This window comes from Mucilaginibacter sp. GW821-FHT07G05, from assembly GCF_059418565.1.
Map to the genome: position 1 here is coordinate 863,376 of NZ_JBWKQC010000001.1, position 20,633 is coordinate 884,008.

At 43.4% G+C, this 20,633-nt stretch carries 13 protein-coding genes; 2 read left to right on the plus strand and 11 right to left on the minus strand.

Annotated elements, in window-relative coordinates; genetic code table 11:
* Positions 1-4: 4 nt before the first annotated feature.
* The 11 genes from AC07NA_RS03595 to AC07NA_RS03645 all read right to left on the minus strand — a co-directional run bounded on the left by AC07NA_RS03595 (position 5) and on the right by AC07NA_RS03645 (position 19,148).
* Entirely contained in the window at positions 5-1,447 is a 1,443-nt protein-coding gene (locus AC07NA_RS03595; RefSeq protein WP_494895736.1) for a sensor histidine kinase, read from the minus strand.
* A gap of 202 nt (positions 1,448-1,649) precedes the next feature.
* A complete protein-coding gene (locus AC07NA_RS03600) occupies positions 1,650-4,940 on the minus strand; it encodes a TonB-dependent receptor (RefSeq protein WP_494895738.1) in 3,291 nt (1,096 codons plus the stop codon).
* Positions 4,941-5,081: 141 nt separating this feature from the next.
* On the minus strand, positions 5,082-6,440 hold the full coding sequence (locus AC07NA_RS03605; RefSeq protein ID WP_494895740.1) for an alkaline phosphatase family protein: 1,359 nt from the start codon (positions 6,438-6,440) through the stop codon (positions 5,082-5,084).
* Positions 6,441-6,449: 9 nt separating this feature from the next.
* On the minus strand, positions 6,450-9,623 hold the full coding sequence (locus AC07NA_RS03610; RefSeq protein ID WP_494895742.1) for a TonB-dependent receptor: 3,174 nt from the start codon (positions 9,621-9,623) through the stop codon (positions 6,450-6,452).
* A 162-nt stretch (positions 9,624-9,785) separates the two neighbouring features.
* Positions 9,786-10,793 carry a FecR family protein gene (locus AC07NA_RS03615; RefSeq protein ID WP_494895744.1) on the minus strand — a complete coding sequence of 336 codons (1,008 nt, stop codon included), beginning with the start codon at positions 10,791-10,793 and terminating at the stop codon, positions 9,786-9,788.
* A gap of 56 nt (positions 10,794-10,849) precedes the next feature.
* Positions 10,850-11,434, minus strand: a complete 585-nt coding sequence (locus AC07NA_RS03620; protein WP_494895746.1) for an RNA polymerase sigma factor — start codon at positions 11,432-11,434, stop codon at positions 10,850-10,852.
* A 233-nt stretch (positions 11,435-11,667) separates the two neighbouring features.
* Entirely contained in the window at positions 11,668-12,552 is an 885-nt protein-coding gene (locus AC07NA_RS03625; protein ID WP_494895748.1) for a metallophosphoesterase family protein, read from the minus strand.
* Positions 12,553-12,570: 18 nt separating this feature from the next.
* Positions 12,571-12,849 carry a CBU_0592 family membrane protein gene (locus tag AC07NA_RS03630; protein ID WP_494895750.1) on the minus strand — a complete coding sequence of 93 codons (279 nt, stop codon included), beginning with the start codon at positions 12,847-12,849 and terminating at the stop codon, positions 12,571-12,573.
* Between the two features lie 13 nt (positions 12,850-12,862).
* Positions 12,863-14,092 (minus strand): alkaline phosphatase family protein, encoded by a 1,230-nt coding sequence (locus AC07NA_RS03635; protein WP_494895752.1) that lies wholly within the window; start codon positions 14,090-14,092, stop codon positions 12,863-12,865.
* A gap of 23 nt (positions 14,093-14,115) precedes the next feature.
* Positions 14,116-15,390 carry a RagB/SusD family nutrient uptake outer membrane protein gene (locus tag AC07NA_RS03640; RefSeq protein ID WP_494896004.1) on the minus strand — a complete coding sequence of 425 codons (1,275 nt, stop codon included), beginning with the start codon at positions 15,388-15,390 and terminating at the stop codon, positions 14,116-14,118.
* A 551-nt stretch (positions 15,391-15,941) separates the two neighbouring features.
* On the minus strand, positions 15,942-19,148 hold the full coding sequence (locus AC07NA_RS03645; RefSeq protein ID WP_494895754.1) for a SusC/RagA family TonB-linked outer membrane protein: 3,207 nt from the start codon (positions 19,146-19,148) through the stop codon (positions 15,942-15,944).
* Between the two features lie 136 nt (positions 19,149-19,284).
* Here AC07NA_RS03645 and AC07NA_RS03650 point away from each other — a divergent pair, with 136 nt between their 5' ends.
* Both AC07NA_RS03650 and AC07NA_RS03655 read left to right on the plus strand, forming a co-directional pair.
* A complete protein-coding gene (locus tag AC07NA_RS03650; RefSeq protein WP_494895756.1) occupies positions 19,285-19,890 on the plus strand; it encodes a TetR family transcriptional regulator in 606 nt (201 codons plus the stop codon).
* An 80-nt stretch (positions 19,891-19,970) separates the two neighbouring features.
* Entirely contained in the window at positions 19,971-20,573 is a 603-nt protein-coding gene (locus tag AC07NA_RS03655; RefSeq protein ID WP_494895757.1) for an RNA polymerase sigma factor, read from the plus strand.
* Positions 20,574-20,633 lie beyond the last annotated feature (60 nt).

Here is a 20,633-nt window from a genome sequence, read left to right on the forward strand (position 1 = left end):
ATAATTATAACCAGTTATGAAATGTAACTATTGCCTCAGTGCCAAAAAGCTTAATAAACTCCAGCGTGATCGACTGATCTTTTTTGAGTTTATTGATCATCCGGATCCTTTCTTCTGTTAAAGAAAGGCCATACCCCGAACCGTTTCCCTCCACCCAGGTACCGTTATCTTTTACCGCAATTACAAAGGTATCCTTTTCATCACCTTCCTTACATTGTATCACTAATTTTGCCTTATCGCCAAGCCCTTGTAAACCATGTTTAACGGCGTTTTCTATCAGCGGTTGTAAAAGCAGCGTAGGTATTTCTATGGCCGACAAATCAAGGCTTTCATCTACCTCTATATTCCAGGAGAAATTGAAACGCAGCGCTTCTAACCTGATATACATCCGCATCATTTCCAGTTCCTGATCAAGGCTGTTAAAAACATGCTGGCTTTTGGCTAATGTCTTTCTTAATAAAGAGCTGAACTCCTCTAAATATTGGTTTGCCTCCTCAATTCTATCCGTATTGATAAGCCCTTGTATAGAACTAAGCGCGTTGAATGTAAAATGAGGGTTCAACAGCGATTGCAACCTGATTGCCGACGCTTCCATTTTTTTCTGCTTCTTTTCGGACAACTTCAGCTTGTTTTTAAAGAACAACGCCATCAGAACAAAGCCCACAGTTACAAGTAGTACAACAAGCGCGATGTAAGTTTTAGGAGATTGATACCAGTAAGGCTTTACAAACAGGTACATTGATCTCACACTTTCGTTTTGAGCCATGTAGTTAAATCTCAACTCGTAAACCGTGTTCGCTTTAAGGTTTAGCGATCCAAAACCTGTTTCACTTGTTCCCCGCTGCCGCCGCCTGGTTTTTTCATCTATCAAAACATACTCTACCTCTAAGCCCTTAAAGTCTGCATTCTCAGCGAAGCCGATATCAAGCTTGCCCGGTAGCATACTCAGTTTCTCGGGGCGACCTGTTGGGGATAAAACATAAAATGGGGCATTACTTTTTTCTCTACGATAAAACCTGATCCCGGGGATTAGCTTGGGTCTTTTGATGATATACCTGCTTACAAGGCTGTCGGTCTTAAGATCTATTACATCAATAAGTATCTCACTATTAACGGGTATAAAAAGCGGACGGTCATCTATTTGAAAAGCAGTGGTGGTTTGCTGTTCCAAATTAGCATTCGCATTACTAATTTTTAAACCGGCGCGGTAATAAAGCGCCTTAGATGATACTTTGAAGGCATCCGTAATACTGATATGTACCCAGCCACCTGTTGTATACACCTGAACTAACTTCCCCCGAACCTTTTTTATTACCTGATTTTTATCTGCAAATGCAGGCTCTACATTGAGGTACGACTGCTCCGATATGCTATATAGCTCACCATAAACATCCTGAAAACAAGCAATAAGAAATAATATGAGCGCACCATGCAGTTTATGTTTCATTCTTTTTCCGGGAGATCTAAAACGCAATATAATGTTAAAATTTTACAGGCATTTTATTGCTTGCCAATTACAGAGGCTAAAATTAAATGAAGTCGTAAATAAAAAAAACCATACTGTGAGCGTGCGCTGCAAGGATGTGAATTTGGTTAGTTTGAGCTACTTTTAATGCAATGAGCACAATAAAATCCCTCTGTTATATCCCCTACTGAAATAGGTACCTTACCCCAAATTGCATGGCGTAGGTTGAATTGGTACTTACATCATTCCTGAAGGTTTTGTTAACCAGTTCGCCACCGACAGTAGCCAGTTGAAATACCGGTTTTATGTTACCATTGGGCTGTACCTGCGGCAAATTAGCAGGGATAAGGATAGCGCCTGCATTTACCTGCTTTTTCAAGCCCCAATTGGCATTTAGCAAATTACCGAAATTGAAAACGTCCCACGTAAGCTGTAAGGTATGCCGGGAGGTTTTATGGTAAAAGTAAAAATCATGCGTTAGGCGGAGGTCTACCTGGTTGCGCCATGGCAATACCGCACCGTTGCGTTCGGCATAAGTACCTTTATGTTTGCGCAGGTAGTCATCTTGTGCTATATACTTGAAAAAAGCGTCACTTTGCTGCTGCGCCGTGTAAAGTACGGAGCGTGTTTTACCCGATACAATGGGAACAAAGGTTATTTCAGTGGCATCTTTTGGGATATATATCAATGATTTATTGGTACCATCGTGCGTAAAATCCTGCGCGTAAGTATATGAAAAACGGCCATCGATAGCGCCCTGATAAACTAACCCTATACCCAGCTTAAATTTCTTCAGGTAAGGCTTATTATACATCAACGAGGCCACTACCCGTTGCGGACTTACATAACCTGCATAACCCAATGCAAGCTGGTTAATACCATTTACCGAGGGAGTGGCATTCAACGCCGACAGCGTTTGATCGCCATCGCCGTCATTATAATTTTTAGCCATACTGCGGATGTAGGCAGCAGAAACGGTTAAACCGGCAAACTTCTTTTCTAATTGCCCGGTGAGCGACCAATAATACCCCTGCGATGAATTACTCACCAATACCGCGTTAAAAGGCGAGTTCCCTGCGGGATCGGGCATGTTTAAGCCATTAAGCGGATTAATAAACTTTTTACTGTTAGCAGCCGGATAAACCAGCCTGTTATCGGGATAACCTTCAATGTTAAGCCGTTGCGGATTGTTCAGGTTAACATCCTTAAATACAATGGCGTAAATATCTTTATTGTATAACGCGTCGATAGTGCCGGTAATGCCCGCAGGTAATTTCACATCGAGCGCGAGGCTTGTTTTCCAGGTTTGGGGCATCTTAAAATCGCGCGATAACACACTGGTTACCGATGGTATGGCCGTACCGGCGGCAGGCAGGTCTTTGGGCGCGTAAGCTTGCGGATCAGGGTTAAACGGGCCGGGTGTATTGCCTTGCCCCTGCCATGTTTGTGTCACCTGGAAAACTCCTGAATACCGTGCCTGGCTAATAATCCACACAAAAGGGATCCGCCCCGTAAAAATGCCCGAGCCTCCCCTTAACCGCCAGCTATCGTTCAATTGCAGCCCGAACCCAACACGCGGCGAAAACAACACCGATGCCTTGGGTAATTGCGAAGTGTGCAAGCGTTGGCCCCTGGCGAAAGTTAAATTCGCTATCGCCTGATTCTCTGCAAGCGGTTCGGGAAAGAAAGGCAGATCGAGCCTTAAACCGGCTGTAATATTGAGGTTTTTGTTAACGATGATATTATCCTGCGCAAACAAGGCGAGGTTCATGTAATTGAAACTATATGATGGCTGCTGCTTACCGGGCACAATAGAATACGTCATGGCATAATCTACCGGCCTGGCACCGTTAACAAAATCATCCCACGACGCAAAAGTGTAATATCCCGTACCAAAAGGCATATACGAGTTTTTGGTGCGGCTATAATCGGTTTGCAAACCAAACAACCAATTGTTTTTATAGTAGTTCCAGTTGAGGTATGAGGTTAGCGAGGTTAAGTTAACATCGCGACTGTTGGCATAGGTAAAGGGCTCATACCCAAATGAAGTATAAGGCGTGCCATCCTTCAAAATATCTACAAACGGAAAAATGGCGCTCTCTGATTCGCGTGGTTCATATTGCCGGGTATAGGATGCCCTTACAGTAGCCGCCAGTGTTGATTTCAGCTTTACATTCCATTCTGCGGCCAGTGAGTAAAAGTTAGAGAGCGTACTAAAATTGGCATTACTAAAAGTGAGCGCGTTCATATTACGCCTGCCCAATCCTGCCGGGTATGCTGTTAAAGGGCTGCGCGAACCATTCACCAGTTCGGGACGGCTGCTGTTGAGTTGATTATAACGTATACTGAAGGTATTATTTGGCGCGATATTCCAATCGAAACGGGCAAGCAGCCGCATGCTTCGGTTCTCAAAATTATAATCGTTGTAGGGGCCTGCATCGTAATGATAGGTATTTTGCAGATAATCGCGAATAGTGTTCAGATCCGTTTCTGATGGCCGTGCTATGTTGGAGTTGCTACCATAAGGCACACCGGCAGTTGCTGCCACCAATTGCTGCGGGTCGTATACCTCCCGCTCAAATTCGGCGCTTATAAAATAAAATATTTTGTTTTTCACCAATGGCCCACCAAGCCTGAAACCAAACTGGTTATAGTTGATATCGCGCTTTTCAAACCTATCCTTACCTGCTTTATAACCATAGCTATTTTGATTACGAAAGAAAGTGTATACCGATGCTTCGGTACGGTTATTGCCCGACCTAGTGAGGATGTTAATAGTACTGCCGATAAATCCCGATTCCCAAATAGTATTATAGGGAGCTACGTTCACAGATAACTGGTCGATAGCATCAAGTGAAATGGGCTGCGCGCCGTTGCCGGGCAGGTTTTCGCCTACGCCAAAATTATTGTTAAACTCCGACCCATCAATAGTGATAAAGTTTTGTCGGTAGTTACCGCCCGCAACCGCCGGACCAAAAGCCTGCGGCATCAGCCTTACAAATTCGTTAATACTGCGTTTAATAGCAGGCAAGGTTGAGAGCTCTGTTCGCCCGGCTTTAAATTCGGGGCCGGTTTGCCCGGTGCTCAATCTACTGTATTTACCCGGCAGCGCTTTTATCAATACTTCCGACAGGGTATTTTGCGCACCACCAAGCACAATACTCAAAGTTACAGGATCATCCAAATACAGGTACAGCTCCTTTTTTACATAAGGCGAATATCCTGTACCGGTAATGGTAAGCTCGTAAGGGCCGCCCGGTTTTACATCGGGCAGGTAAAAGCGCCCGGCTTTGTTGCTGGCACAACCATATTGCGTATTTCCCGGTTGGTATATCAGCTTTATAGTGGCGCCTTCAACAGGTATTTTATTTTCGTCATAAATAATTCCGGCTATGCTGCTTTTGGTGGCCTGGGCAAATAAAAGGCCGGGCATTAAAAATACCAGGCACAATAGTAATAAGCGAGACTTGAACATGCTTAATTAAACATTAGCAACGGTGATCATTTTCCTACTATTTATTATCCGGTTGTAAAAGTGTTATCATATATCGTTTTTACTTTAAACAAGTAAAACGGACAGCCTGAAACTGCCCGTTCTGTTATTTATTATTGTGCATTATTCTGCCGATTTCTTTTTATCTGCTGATAATATCCCGGGGTAAAGTACACCATCGGGGGCGTTGAAAGTAATACCCAGCAGCTTGGCCGCTACGGGTGCAATATCTTCCAAACCTATCAATGGCAATACCACGTTCTTTTTAACACCTGCCCCGGCTACAATAAAACCGGTTTGGATGTGCTGAAAATCAGGAAAGAAACCATGGGTACCGCCTGACGCTGGTTTAATGGCATCGCCGGTTAAACTGCCGCTCATGGCAATCCCTTCTATCGGAGCTAATGCCAGGGCTACGTTAGGGTCAGTACCTATCCTATCCAGTTCGGCACGGTCAACCACACGGAACAGTTTTTTTTGTGATTCAGGCAAAGCGTTCAGTATCGCTTTAACCTGTGCCAGGGTTTTCTGATCTTTAGCATCTTTCAGCATTAAAAACGCTGCAGCACCCGAGGTGTGGAACTGTGCTTTCCAGGTTGCTTTATCAGCAGTTTTGCTGTACAAACCATTTTGAGCCAGCCATACGTTTGGCGCTATAGCGGTATGTATATTGGCAAAACCATGGTCGCCGGTTACTATTACGGCGGTACTATCTTTAATACCGGCCTGCTCTAAGGCTTCCAGTATGTTGTTCACCGCATGGTCTGCACCTGCTACAGCCTTGCGTACATGTTCGCCATCGCGTCCTTCGCTGTGTTCGGCATGGTCTACCGCGAAAATGTGGAAGGTTAACAAATTCGGTTTGTACTTTTTAATGATGTAGGCTACCATACGGCTACCGTTCTCATCGGCCGACGAAAAATCGCTGCTCAGTTTTTCTTCATCCAGTTTACCGGTAGCGTTCAGCTCAATTTCTTCAAACAGGCCTTTTGGCGTGGCTGCTGCTCTTTGCGGCGAATAACGCTCTACATTTTTATCAAGCGACCAAAATTCAGGAATGTTATAATCAATTTTAGCCCCTACCGATACCGGCCAGTAAACCGACGCGGTTTTCAGGCCTGCCTTACCGGCAGCATCCCAAAGGGTTGGCACTTTGATAAGGCTGGTTTCCCAATACCAGCGCCCCGTTGCGCCATCGGGTTCAAACGGCGAATTGTAATAGATACCGTGTTTTAATGGCTTGGCACCGGTGATAATAGTAGTGTGCGACGGATAAGTTACACTCGGGAACACACCACGTACACCATCGGCAGATACCCCTTCGGTAACCAGTTTATGCAAAGTTGGAGTAGCCCATTTATCCTCGCGGTAAAAATCGGGACGAAAACCATCTATACTGATGATAATTACATGCTTGGCTGCCTGGGCAAAAACCTGTGCCGATGCCGAGGCAAGCAAAATGACAAAAAGGATCTTTTTCATAGTTATATATTAAAATGAGTAGCGTGCACCTAACTGAATTTGATATGGCGTACCACCTGCGGTAGTTACACCCACGTTTTCGTTCACACGGTATGTATATTGTTTGGTAGCCTGGTTAAAGCCGGTTACAGTATACAGCGTTTGCTGGCCCAGGTTATAGTTCACGCCTTTTGTTTTATCAAGCAGGTTGGCAAAGTTGAATACATCTACCGTAAGGGTAAGCGCTTGCTTTTTGTATATCTTGAATATTTTGGCCAGCCTTAAATCAATAGTACCCGAGAATGGGTTGCTGCCGCCATTACGGTTAGCTATTTTACCTATACTGCTTTTTATGTAATCTTTAGCACGGTTATCAGGGTTGCTCAATACTTTTTCCATTGAGGCTTTTACCGCTGCCGGTGTGTTAGGATCGTTAGGGTCAAACACAAAGGCGAGGTCATTATCAGTACTTGGACCGCCCACGAAATCGCCGTTGATATCAGCATCAACAGTTAATGAATAACGCGTACCGCCTGTACCTGTGTAACGACCGCTCAATGAGAAGCCTTTCCAGGTTGGTGTTGAACCGTAAAGTACCAGTTTGCTTCTGAACTGGTTATCAGAATAGTTGTATTCGCTCAGGTCGCGCGGATCTGATTTTATAGGGCGGAAGGTTGACGTGTTTGCTACGTTACCATTGTAAGAGGTATTATCCTTGGTATTGTTCCAGGTATAGCTGAACGAAAGGAAACCATCTCTCCAGTAACGTACTTCGCCATCAAATACAAAAGCTTGCTGGTTAAGTTTGGCACCATTGGTTAACTCCAAAGTACGGCCAACCAATTGCGTTTTACGGCCTTTTACGTTATCAGTAACACCAGATGCGCTGATGCTTTCTGCCGGAACGAATACGCCCCTGTTGGCTTCGTTTGAAAGCGTGAAGTAAGGCTTGTCAACGAGGTTACGATCAAGGTATACATAGTTGTTGCTGGTATGGCTTACCAATATGTTAACACCTAAACGCAGCCAGTCGCCAAATAAGTGGTTATAGCTTAAGTTGGCTTTGTAAATGCTTGGTATTTGCAGGTTAGGGTCGTTCAGGTTGATGGTAGATACCGTCGGCGCGCCTGCTATTAAGCCCGGTACGGTTGAAGGATCATTACGGTAAGCCGGGAAGTTAGGTACCGGTACCAGGTTAGTACCCGATGACGGACGGGTAACATCAATTGAAGCTACTTTGGTACCGCTGTTTTGTATGTTGTTAACCTGCGCGTAGTTGATTGGGTTGGCCGAGAAGATACCACCGCCTAAACGAAGGATATCTTTCTTTTTACCATCAATATCCCATGATAATTGCACACGTGGCTGAAAGTTGTTCCAGTCGGTAGGGTTGTTATCAGTACGTAAACCTAAAGCTTTGTCAACTACCGGATTGTATTCACCCGGAGTTAGGTAGCTGGTTAAATCCCAACGCAAACCAAAAGTAGCGCTCACGTTTTTAACCGGCTCAAACTGTACCTGGCCAAATGCCGAAACGTTTAATACATATTGCTGTACCGATGGTATACCGTTAAGCGGCACCTCCCTTACAAAACGGGTTGGGTTAAGGTTATCAAACTCGTTGATATTGTTGAAAATGAAACGGCCGTTTTGCTCATTTGAGATGTAGGTATTGAGGTAAGTCAACGTGTTATCGGTACCGAAGGTAAAGTTGTATTTACCTTTAGTAAGATAACTGGTATTCACCAATTGTAACTGGTTTTCCAAATCGCTTTCGGGCGTAAAACGCTGACCGCCCAATTGTACCGAGGTGCTGCCCACCGTACCATTTGGCAGGGTTGAACGTACCGTAACTATAGCACGCGGAATGTTAGCCAATGGCAATTCGCTGTTTGGCAGATAATCGCGCTTAGCGGTTTGGAACTGCAATTTCAATTCGTTCAAAAAGTTAGGGCTAAACTGGGTACGTAGTGATGCCAGCGTAGTGTTTTCATGCGATTTAAAATCGCCATATACTTCAAACAGATTGATGTTAGAGTTATCATCAGTGCTGTTAGGGTTAACCCAATCGCTATAGTTATTCCTGATGGTTAACCTGTTTTTGTCGTTAAGCTGCCAGTCGATACGGGCAAAGAAGGTATTAGCTACCGTATTTCTCGGGAACTCACCTACCTGCGGGTTATTGCTCAAACCATATTTTTCGCGGCCAATACGGATCACGCTATCCAACATACCTTTGCTGATGCGCAATGAAATGGCATCGGCATCCGAACGGATATCGGCGATATTGAACGGCGCAGCTTGGTTTTGACGATCGAAAGCGGTAAAGAAAAACACTTTATCTTTAACTATCGGACCACCTAAACTAAACCCATATTGGTTGGTAGTAAAGTTTTGTACACGTTTGTTGCCACGGGTATCATATTTACTGGCCAATTCATCCGAACGGTAATAATCAAACACAGCGCCGGTAAAGGTATTGGTACCCGATTTGGTTACCGCGCTTACTGTACCACCACCTGCACGGCCTTGCGATACATCGTAAATATTGGTTGATACCTCAAACTCCCTTATCGCCTCTAACGATAAAGAGTAAGGACCGCTACCTACAGCGCCCGATGTTAAGTTGCTGCGCGCACTGGTACCATCAATAAGGTAGTTGGTTGATGATGGCAACTGCCCGCTCACCGAACCACCGTTAGCCGTAGGCGCTAATGATAGTAAACTGGTAAAGTTTCTGTTTAGCGCCGGGATTTGTTGTATGGTACGGGCGTTGATAGAGGTGCTACCGCCCAACCTGTCGTTCCTGCTGGTGAGGTTGTTAGCCTTAACGGTTACCTCGCTTAAGTCGGTAGTGGAGTTCGACATGGTGAAATCAGCCACCAAACGATCACCCTGGTTAAGCGCTATTTCGCTTTTGGTTTGCGGTGTGTAGCCAATGTATGATGCTTTTACCGAGTATTGCCTGCCCAACGGTAACTGCCTGAAGGTGAATTTACCCTCTTTATTAGTAATAGTAGTTGAACGGAAACCGTTAGATTCGTTTTGAATGGCGATGGTTACGCCTGGGATAGGTTCGCCTTTACCATCTTTAACCTGACCTGAAATAGAAGCGTCGGTTGATTGGGCATAAAGGTTGCTGTTAGCTATCATTACGATGGCTATAAGTGAAATAGAAACTTTCTTTAAAAAGCTTCTTTCCATTAAATTTTTTAATAATTGAATAAAAAGGTGCATATTTATTTGCATTAATTAATTTTCGCGAGTTAGTTAATCCTGTCGGTGGCTGCTACAGCCCCTGACCTGTAAGCCGGGAGTGGTTCCAACACTTTCGGCTTTTTGCGTTCTGTTAAGTACTCTATTTCATTAAGGGTTGCTTGCGGGGTTAATGGTAAGGTTGTTATTATCTAATTTATAGCTCATGCCGGTTTGCCTGGTTAGCTGTTGCAGCACATTGCCAATATTTTGGTGGGCAATGGTTAATGTATATCGTTTATGGTCGAGCTCGGGGTGATCAATTTTTACCTTCAAATCGAAACTGCGGGCCAACTCTTCTCCTATTTCGGCAAGCGTCATATCATCCAAACCGGTGGCGGTATTGGTTTTCCATAAGCTCATGCGTTCGGTATCGTCTTTAGTGAGGCGCGGGGTTCTCGTTGCCTGGTCGTACTGCAACACCTGCCCTCTTATCAGGCCCTTGTTAAGCATTTGGTAATTACCTTGCCCATCTGCCTTTTCCACACTTACCTTACCTGATGCCACAGCTATTTTATATTGCTTTTGCAAATTGTAAGCTCTGATATTGAACGAGGTACCCAATACACAGGTGCGGAAACCGCCCGATATTACATTGAACGGGCGCGATTCATCGTGCTTTACCTTAAAAAAAGCCTCGCCTTTATCAAGATAAACGATCCTGTTTTTGCCTGCGTTAAACTGTTGGGCAAAGCGTATCCGCGTAGCCGCGTTCAACCAAATTTCGGTGCTGTCGGCAAGGGTTATCTTTTTGATCTGTCCGTTAGCGGTACTCACCACCTCATAACTCTGCGGACTTACCTGCGATGCAGGGCGCAAATAATTATATGCAATTACCGATAGCAACACCAGCACGCCAATACCACATGCCGCCTTAAACCACATTGACGTTGGCCACATACGTTTTACGGGGGTAGGATGCATCGCCTCGTGAATGCGACTGCTTAGTTCGGCATGAATACGTGCAGAAGCTTCCTCGTTGGCTAACGGCCCTTCAACTTGTCCATTCTCGTGTAATTGAAACCATTCGTCAACAGTTTTTTTATCCTGCTCATCAATGGTTCCGTTGAGGTAACGGGCAAACAGTTCATTCAGCTCCTGGTAGTCTTTGCGTTTCATTTAGCTAATAGCGCCCGAAAAGCCAAAAAGTACTTTAAGAAATAGTTAAGCTTATATTAATCTTTAAGGATGGTTTTTATCACCAAAACCGAGAGGTACAGCAGCGAACCCTGCTCTACGGAATTGCGTAACCGGCGCAATGCTTCGGAGATATTATTTTTTACGGTTTGTTCTGACAAGGTAAGCTCGCGGGCTATGTCGCGGATGGATCTGTCCTGGTAGCGGCTCAGTTGAAAACACAGGCGCATATTGAAGGGCATTTTTTCAAGTTCGCTGTCAACCGCGTGCTGTACCTCTTTCATCAGCAGCTGATCGTCGCTTTGGTTAACGCGTTGCAGGTTATTGAGCAGCACATCTGTACCCTGTAGTCTCACCTTCTCTTTACGAAAAGCCGACATTACATTGTTTTTGGCTACAGTGTTTAAATAAGGTAGAAAGGAATCTTGCGCGTAAAGCTTTTCCCGGTTGTTCCATACGTGCATAAACACGTCTTGCAGAATGTCTTTGGTACTGCTTTCGTCCTTAGTGAGGCGGTAAACAAAATTAAATAATGTTTCCCAATGCCGGTTGAACAGTGTATGAAATGCCTGTTCATTGCCTGATGCTATTGCGTTTAACAATTCTTTGTCGGACCTATCCATATCTATTTCTACCGCGACAAATATATACCCGCGTTATTAACATGGCGTTAAGTTAAGGTTGACTAATTTTATGTAACGCGATATTGACAAAAATGTCAAACACCATATCCCTAAACATCTAAAATATTTATAATATTCAGGTATGGATGTAATGTTTAACAAGAAAATCTGAGAGAAACCAGAAGTCCTGATCATCTATTATAAATTGATGATCAGAACAATCCGGCATTATATTATAGGGGAGTATATTCGTTAGTAACTGTGCCGTCTTCAAACAAATGCAGTATGGCATAGCCCGGCGGTGTTTCCTGGTAGTAGTAAGCTCCGGCAGATTCTTTATCGCCTTTGCCCCACCAAAAACCACTCATTGAGCCATTGCAGTAATAAGATACGCCATTGTAAGCAACCGTATCCTGCAAATGCTGATGACCGCTTAAACAAACTTTCACCTTATCTTTATGCTGATAGAAAAGGGCTTTTAACTCTTTATAATCGCCATGCTGACCGCCGCTCCATGCACAGGTTGATGATAATATTGGGTAGTGAGACATTAACAACGTTGGGGTTTTGACAGGCAGCTTTTCAAGATCGGCCTTTAGCCATGCCATTTGCTCAGGATCAAGCTTTGTGCCCGCGTTATTACCATCGAGTATAATAAAATGCCAACCTTTTTTATCAAAGCTGTAATATCTGTTCGGCATTTTTAAACGCTTTGCCGCATAATTTACACCATACATTTCATCATTTGCCGATGGCGCTTTCCACCATGGATCATGATTGCCTATACAGCTGTAAACATCTAAATTGGTTTTGGCAATAAAATGATCCCAAACTGCCCATTGTTCGGTAACCATATCGCGGGTAACGTTATCGTACGAGGCATCAAATATCGAATCGCCGCCGTTCAATATAAAATCGATCGACTTATTTGATAGCGCTTTGGCCAGATAGTTATCAGCACGTGCAGGTATGTCATCTTTACCGTGGATGTGTACATCGGTAATATGAGCAATGGTGAGTGCTGCTTTTTTGTTTGTATCAGGCTGCGCTGCCATTGCAGGCAAAGCCGAAGTTGCACCTATAGCAAGTGAGCTTTGAAGAAACTTTCTTCTTTCCATTTTTAAGGTAGATTGAGGTTAATCCCGGGGTTCGGGTCTTCCTTTTTTAAACTGATCGGTATACATGCCATACATGGCAATGAGCGCCCAGGCAAAATTGATAAACGCTCCCGGGTAAGAAACATCATACAACGCGCTACCGCTAAGCAGCAAGCCGCCCAAAATATTGCATATATGAAAGGCGAACGAGGTAGAACGCCATTTCTTAATAATCAGTAAAAAGTAGGAAACCAGGTAAAATAATGCACCAAACCATCCGATACCATCAAAAAATGTTTTACCGAATAAGTGGTGCATTATTATATTTAGTTTATTTCGTTATCCATCTGTTAAGGGTGTTGTACTTACCTTCCAATACCACTTTATAGAAACCTGTAGCTGTTTCGCCGCTCAAATCTATATCAAATTTAGCTTGTTTCACAGGCACTTCGCCTATTAGTTTGTAATTATCTTGTTGCCCCGTCTTATTAAAATCGTTGGTAGTGGCAAGCCATACCTTTACTGTACCCTCGGTATCTTCAGGTACCCAGGTTAGGTTTATCTTTCCGTCCGCTTTTTTAGCAGTAGGTTTTGCCAGCGATACTTTACCGATAAGCGGTACGCCGTCTATCTCTTTTTGTTCGTCGGCAGATAATTTAACATCCAGGAAACGAGCGATGGTAGGCAGTATATCAACTACACTGGCCTGTGCCTGCTTTGCATATTTGTTTACCGGTTTAGCATTGGTTGCTATCCACGATGCACGCTCGCGGGCTGATTGACCACCATGATCTTTACCTGTTTTGGCATCACGGCCATGATCTGTAGTAACGATGATCAGCCATTCTTCGCCTTTTTCTTTTTCTCTCAGTTTGATGGCATCCCATAGCTGGCCAATTCTTTTATCAGCCAGTTGCACAGCCTCGGTATATTTAGGGCTGTCGCCATACATGTGGCCCATGTCGTCAGTAAATTCCAGGTACACCCATGACAGGTCCGGTCCTTCCTCTTTAATATAACGTGCGGCTTCGTCAGTAACGGCCTGGTCAATATCCGACATGAATTTGCGGGCCTTATCATGCGGAAACTTTTTGGTATCCAGTTCAAGGCCATCAAAATGATAATCCAGCTTCAGGTTACCAGTTTGGGCTAAACCCTCTCCTACCAACTTGGTACGGTTATCTTCCCAACTCGAAAATACTGCTGTTTTTTTATCAGGATACTGGTTTTCAAAGAAGCGAAAAATAGTAGGATAATGATAATTAGGCGCCTTAATATCGTTATCGGGCACGTTATGCTTATTAAACCATACACCGGTTAACACATTGTAATAACCCGGTGCCGAAATGGTTGGCGTTTGGTTATACTCATTCAGTTCGCCGCCCTGGTAGGCTGCAAGCAGCGCGCCCTCTTTTGCAATGGCATGCAAATTAGGTGTAGGCACTTTATCAAGCACATCTTTTGATACACCATCTATAATCACGAACACCGCTTTCTTCTGTTGCGCCATTCCCTGGTATGCAGCAGCCAAAAAAGCTGCTGCTATAAATATTTTTTTCATTGTAGTGTGGTTTATATTTTTAATTACCAGCCAAATATTTGTTTCAGGTTAGGGTTTAATATCACCTGTTGCTGTGGTATAGGGCGATAGTAAAATTTTGGTTCTTCAAAGTTCCTTACAACATTCTCGGTTACAATAACACCTCCATTATTCCCATTTTTCAAATACACAGTAGCGTCACTTCCAATAGTTCCTACACGATAATAAATCAGTGTAACTCCCAGCGAGTTTTTCTCTTTCTTATCTTCTGCCGGTATGGTAGCTGCACCATCAATCAAAATAATATCATCTACCCCATCACCTGTAAGATCATATTTGCCTAATCCACTAAAGTACATTCCTTCCGGGCTTTTTGTCAACAATTTACCAACTTTCCAACGCATAAGGTCATCAAACCTGAAGTTTTCAAATGCAAACTCTACCCTGCGCTCGCGTCTTATTTCAAATATCACGCCCGCGTTGGCAACAACGTTCGGATATTGCTGCTGTAAGATCGGGTCGGCATTTGCATTCGCGATAGCCATGTTAAGGTCTGGCATGCCCACTCTTCTTCTCAATAAATTAACTGACTCATCCAGGTCTGATTGTTTTAGGGTACCAAGCTCAGCCAGTGCCTCCGCGTAAGTTAGCAATACTTCGGCATACCTGTATACCGGAAAATCAACACCGTTCAAGGTAGCATTATCTGTACTATTTACATACCCTTTCAATTGATGGTAACCTGTAAAGTTTTTATTTAAACGCTGAATATATGGCGTTGCATCAGGCACTCTAACCCAACCCGGATACGCTATTGTTTGTGCCATACGCGGATCGCGGTTCTTAAACTCCTCAACAAAACCCAGCTGCGCGTAATTTGCTACATCTGTAAAACGGCTTCCGTCTTTCATCAGGTAAGTTTGCATAAGGTCTTTAGCAGGTGCCTGCTCATAATCGCCAAACACTGTAGAGTTCACGTTTTGGCTTTTGCCTTTACTCAAATCAAAAATATTGGTTAAAATAACTTCTTTATTTGATGTAAGATCCTGGCTCGAAAACAAAGCTGCGTAATCTTGCTCGGGAAGGGCGTTATTGTAAACCGAATATTTTTTTGATGCTATAATTTCACCAGCAACCCTTGCCGCTGTTTGCAGAAAAGTATTTGCGGTAGCGGTTAAGTTCAATTCGGCATGATATTTACGATATGTACCCTCATATAGCGCGGCACGGGCATACAAGGTTGCTACAGCCCATTTACCCGGGGTGCCCACAGGTACGCTTTCCCTTACATTTTTATAAGCGAAGTCAAGATCGGCCATGATGCTATCAGCAATCAGCGCGCGGGAGTCACGTCCTTTATATAAGTCAACATCAGACGGCTCTAAAGTACCTGAATACCATGGCACGTCAGAGAAACGCTTAACCTTATCCAGGTAAAACTCGGCACGGTAATACCTGGCCAGGCCTGCATAATGATTTTTTACCGCGTCGGTAACCTGCGCTTTGTTATAGTTTTCCAAAAGATAATTGACGTTACGCAATCTACTCCAGCTCCAGCCTGTGGTGATGTTTTGGGCGTTGGCATTGCCTGTCATGATGTTTTTAACCTCCACGGCTGCGGTAGTAGCTACGTTATCGGTGCTTTGATCATTTAAATATGTACCACGGTCCGGCTGCGATAACAGGCCATTTACGTACAAAGCAAGGTCTTCTTCTGTATTAAAGAATAAGCCGGGGGTGATCCTGTCCTGAGGGAAACGGTCTAACCCGGTTTTTTTACAAGCTGTAAGTGTGCCCACAGCCGCAATAAACATTATATATATGTACTTTTTCATTTAACTATGATTTGAAATATGATAAAACTTGGGTATTAAAAATCCAGATTTAAACCAAAAGCATACCTGCGCTGAAAAGGGTAAGCCCATGCACTTGGCCCCTGATTAACAGCCTCCGGGTCGATGTATTTTTTGATGGCCGAAAACTCATACAGGTTTTCGCCGGTGGCGAACACACGCAGACGGCTAACATTGAATTTTTTAGTCCATTTGGCCGGAAATGTATACCCGATAGATATGTTTTTAATACGCAGATAAGCACCGTTTAATAAATACTTAGTTTGCGGAATATCCAATCCGCTGCCATAGTTAGCATCGGCGAGCCATGATTGCAGTACAGGATATTCGGAGTTGGTGTTGGCATCGGCAAGTCCGGCAGCTATATATGATGCAGAATGCTTAGCTCTTTGCTCCGGTGAATCGGCAGCGCCACGGTAAAAATTCAGGTTCCATGGATATACGTTAGCATAAGGCTGCTGATAAGGGCCCCAGAACAAATAATGATGCGGGTAAAAATCCCTTTTTAATACACCCTGAAGAAATATGCCTAAATCAAAACCACTCCAGTCCATATTGATATTGGCGCCAATGCTGTAACGATCGGTACTGTTACCAATTATTTTCAAATCTTTAGGATCCTTTGCAGTCAATCCACGTTCTATTTTTTTATTTCCGTCAAGATCCACGTATTTAGGCCAGCCTTCAACAATTGATAAAGCACCCCATGGAATTATTGCAGATTCATCAAGCGCAGCTATTTCTTCTTTACTGCGGAACATGCCGTCATTTACTAACCCCCATATTTCACCTATATCCTGCCCTACACGGAACTGAGATAGCAACTCCTGCTCGTTATTAAACTTTGTAATATGGGTTCTTGAATCGGCTAAGAATACCTTGGCATCGAAATTAAATGATTTTGATGCCACTTCAAACCTGTCTCTGTAGGTTACAGAAAGCTCCCATCCTTTAGTGCGCAAATCGGCCACGTTTTGTGCCGGCGCAGCGGTACCCAATACTCCCGGCAATTCTTGTCCGGCAGTTAACATTCCTTTTGTATTACGAATGTAATAGTCAAAAGTAAAAGACAACTTATCATTCAATAAGCCGATATCAGTACCCATGTTAAGGGTTGAAACCCTCTCCCATGTATAAGTTTGCGGATCAACAAATAATCCCGGAGCGCCGGTTACTACCTGGTTTTGACCCGCACCACCTATCAGATAACCTGATGTTCCTGTGCCCATTGATTGGATGTAGTTAAAATCGCCAACATTCTGGTTACCAAGATCACCATAAGATGTACGTAATTTAAAGGTAGACACCACCGGAGCCAGCGGTTTAAAGAAGTTTTCGGCACTGGCTATCCAGGCAGCAGAAGCCGACGGGAAAAAGCCCCAGCGTCTTTCAACCGGAAAACGCGATGAACCATCGTACCTGCCTGTAGCTTCGAGTATGTACCTATTTTTAAAGGTATAGTTCAACCTTGAAAAAACACTATTCGTCGCATAAGCCGAATAACCTGCATCTGCACTGGCAGCACCGGTAGTAAGGCCTAAATAAGGTAGTGATGAAGAGATCAACACATCTCTTGACGCGTAAGTAGTTGAATAGCTGTAATCTTCGCTATTAAAACCAACCATAGCGCTCATAAAATGATCACCAATAGTTTTTTTGTAGGTGGTATATAAGTTAAAAGCGTTATTAAACAAGTAGTTGTTATTTTCACTTACCGAACCTGTTCCGCCCTCTTCGCGAATATCATTTGGCCCGTAACCAATTTTATATTTCTTTGCATCGGCATGTGTTCTCCATAATTCTCTTTTAAATGAGGCATCACCGTTAACTTGTAAGTCGCCATTTAGGAATGAAGCATTAGCGCTAAAAATATTTTGAAAACCAAACATGTTTTGAGATGACTTGCCACCATCAGTTAGCTTGGCGGCAAGACGGCCTGCGGCTGTATTTGACCATGTACCATCTGGATTTTTAGCTACATCAGTAGGCATCAGGTAATACAAGTCGGTTATGTTGCTATTTGGCAGCGCGCGTTTAGTTTGATAAATATTAAGGTTATTATCTATTTTAAGCCATGAAACAGGCGCAAAACTCATTTTAGACCGCAATCCATAACGATCCCAATAATCATCAGTCAACTTGTTTAAGCCATTGTCTTTAGTATAATCGGCAGAGAGGTAATAAGTAAGCGGCTTATTATTTACTGTGGCGCCGCCCGAAAATGTCAGCGTGTGGCTTTTTGATAAACTTGCATTGTTAAAGAAATACTTGTACCAGTCGTTACTACCCATGTATTGCCATTTTGTTGGGTCTGTAGGGTTTAAACGGGTATCTGCAATGGATGGGTTATCCGATCTTTCTTTTGCCCAACGGTAATATTCGTCAGAATAGTTAACGTAATCCCATGGCGTATTATCGGTAGAGGTTTCGAGTACACGCGAAAAAATGTATGGATCGGTTACCGGTTTAGGCAGTAAAGTTGGTTTAGCCCATGAGCTAAATGTATTATAACTGATAACATTATGGCCGGCAGTACCTTGCTTGGTGGTGATCAATATTACACCAAATGCCGCCCTGGCACCATATATAGCTGCCGACGCGGCATCACGTAAAACTGTAAACGAGGTAATATCCGAAGGTGTTAACCTTAACATATCATCATTACTTGTTGCCGGAATACCATCAATTACAACAAGGGGCGAACCGCCATTGATAGATGTATATCCCCTGATGTTTATTGTGGGTACAGTACCCGGCGCACCGCCCGGATAATTAATATTTAAGCCCGGGCTAATACCCTGCAAACCTTGCAACACGTTCGAAATTGGCCTTGATTCTAATTGTTTACCTGAAATTTGATCAATTGCGCCGGCAATATTGATTTTCTTTTTGGTACCAAAACCAACAACAACAACCTCATCAAGATTGGCAAAATCATCTGCAAGGGTTACATCAACCTTTGCCTTTCCGTTAAGTACCACTTCTGTGGTTTTGTAACCAATGAAAGAGAATGTTAGCGTAGCATCAGGAGTTGATGTCGTAAAGGTGTAATTTCCGCTAATATCGGTTTGGGTACCTGTGTGTTTACCTTTTTCCTGTACGGATACGCCGGTAAGCGTTTCACCCTTACTATCCTTAACTGTTCCGGTAACTTTTTGCTGTGCTAAAAGGTTTTGGGAAAGCAGTAAAAAACAGGTGAATAAACTAATGTAAAGTGTTTTCATGTCAGCTTTTTATTTTCTGCAAAAGAAGTTAGCCCATGTTAAGCCTGCATAAAATGTTCATTAAATAAACTGAACATTCAGTAAATTTATTTTTTTAATGTTTTCTTCGCATCAAAATTCTATTTTTAGAAAAATTATGGGAAGAAAAAGCCTGAAGGAAGATCAGCAGAAAAAGATTGTTGAGGCATTTTATGAAGTGGCAAAAAGAGAGGGTATCGAAAATACCTCTTTCGGTAAGGTTGCCAAAGAACTTGATATGCACCCGAGTTTGGTGGTACATTACTTTTCATCCAAAGAGGAAATGCTGCTGGGGCTCATCGAGTTTATCATGATCAGTTACCGTAATATCTATCAATCGGAAAGCGAAAACCCAAATGCGCTGGAAAAACTGGTAGACGTACTTAATAATATCTTCTCCAGAAAATGGAACAACTATATTGACGATAGTATATTTTACAATTGCTTCGCGCTCATCTTCCGGAACGATCAGATCAAACACCAGTTTCGCGAACTGCACCTTCTGTTACGTACCTGGTTGCAAAACCTCATACAAGCATGTGTAGAGCAAAAGCAACTGGAATGTGATGACCCTGCAATAGCGGCCGACCTGATCTTTGTGGTATCAGATGGCGCGTATTATTATTTAAGTATGATAGATGATGTAGAGGCTTATAATATTCACATGGGCCGCTACAAACGGCAAGCATTTAAACTGCTCGATCTGGAGCATCTGATCGTTTAAAACATATTTCCGTTAAGTTTACATATATATAACATGGCAGTAAGGGGCTAACTGTTTATCTTTGCGCGAAATTTGGATACATGGAGACAGCTTTACCCATTGCAGAAGCCGAGCTGTTAGAGGGGCTGAAGACTGACCGGCCGGGCGCGTTTGAGGATCTGTTTAACAAATATTGGAAAGACCTTTACGAAAGCGCTTATTACCGGCTTAAAGATCAGTCGGAAGCGGAAGATATAGTTCAGGATATTTTTACCAGCGTTTGGCAACGTCGCCACAGCCTTGAAATTACCACTACGTTAAAGGGCTACCTGCATACTGCGCTAAAATACAACATCATTAAACTGGCCAGTTCGGCGAGCCTGCACCAGGAGGCTGTTGAGCACCTATTGCACCGTATGGAGGATATGGAAGGCACCATACTTGATGTGCTGATAGCCGAAGATGTAAAGCTTACCCTTGAAGAAGCCGTGCGATCGTTCCCCGAAAACATGAAAAAAATATTTACCCTGCGTGCAGAAAATTTTTCGGTAGCTGAAATTGCCGAAGCGCTGGGTCTGTCAAAACAAACGGTAAAAAACAATAACACCGAGGCGCTGAGGCGTTTAAAGGTGATCATGATGGAAAAACACCCCGACATCAACAAATCTTTTTATGTGCTTTTGCTCCTGTTAATGAAAAGTTAACACAAACAAAACAATTCCTTGAAGTACTATCAGGCCCTTTGCCGCACTATGCTGGTGTAA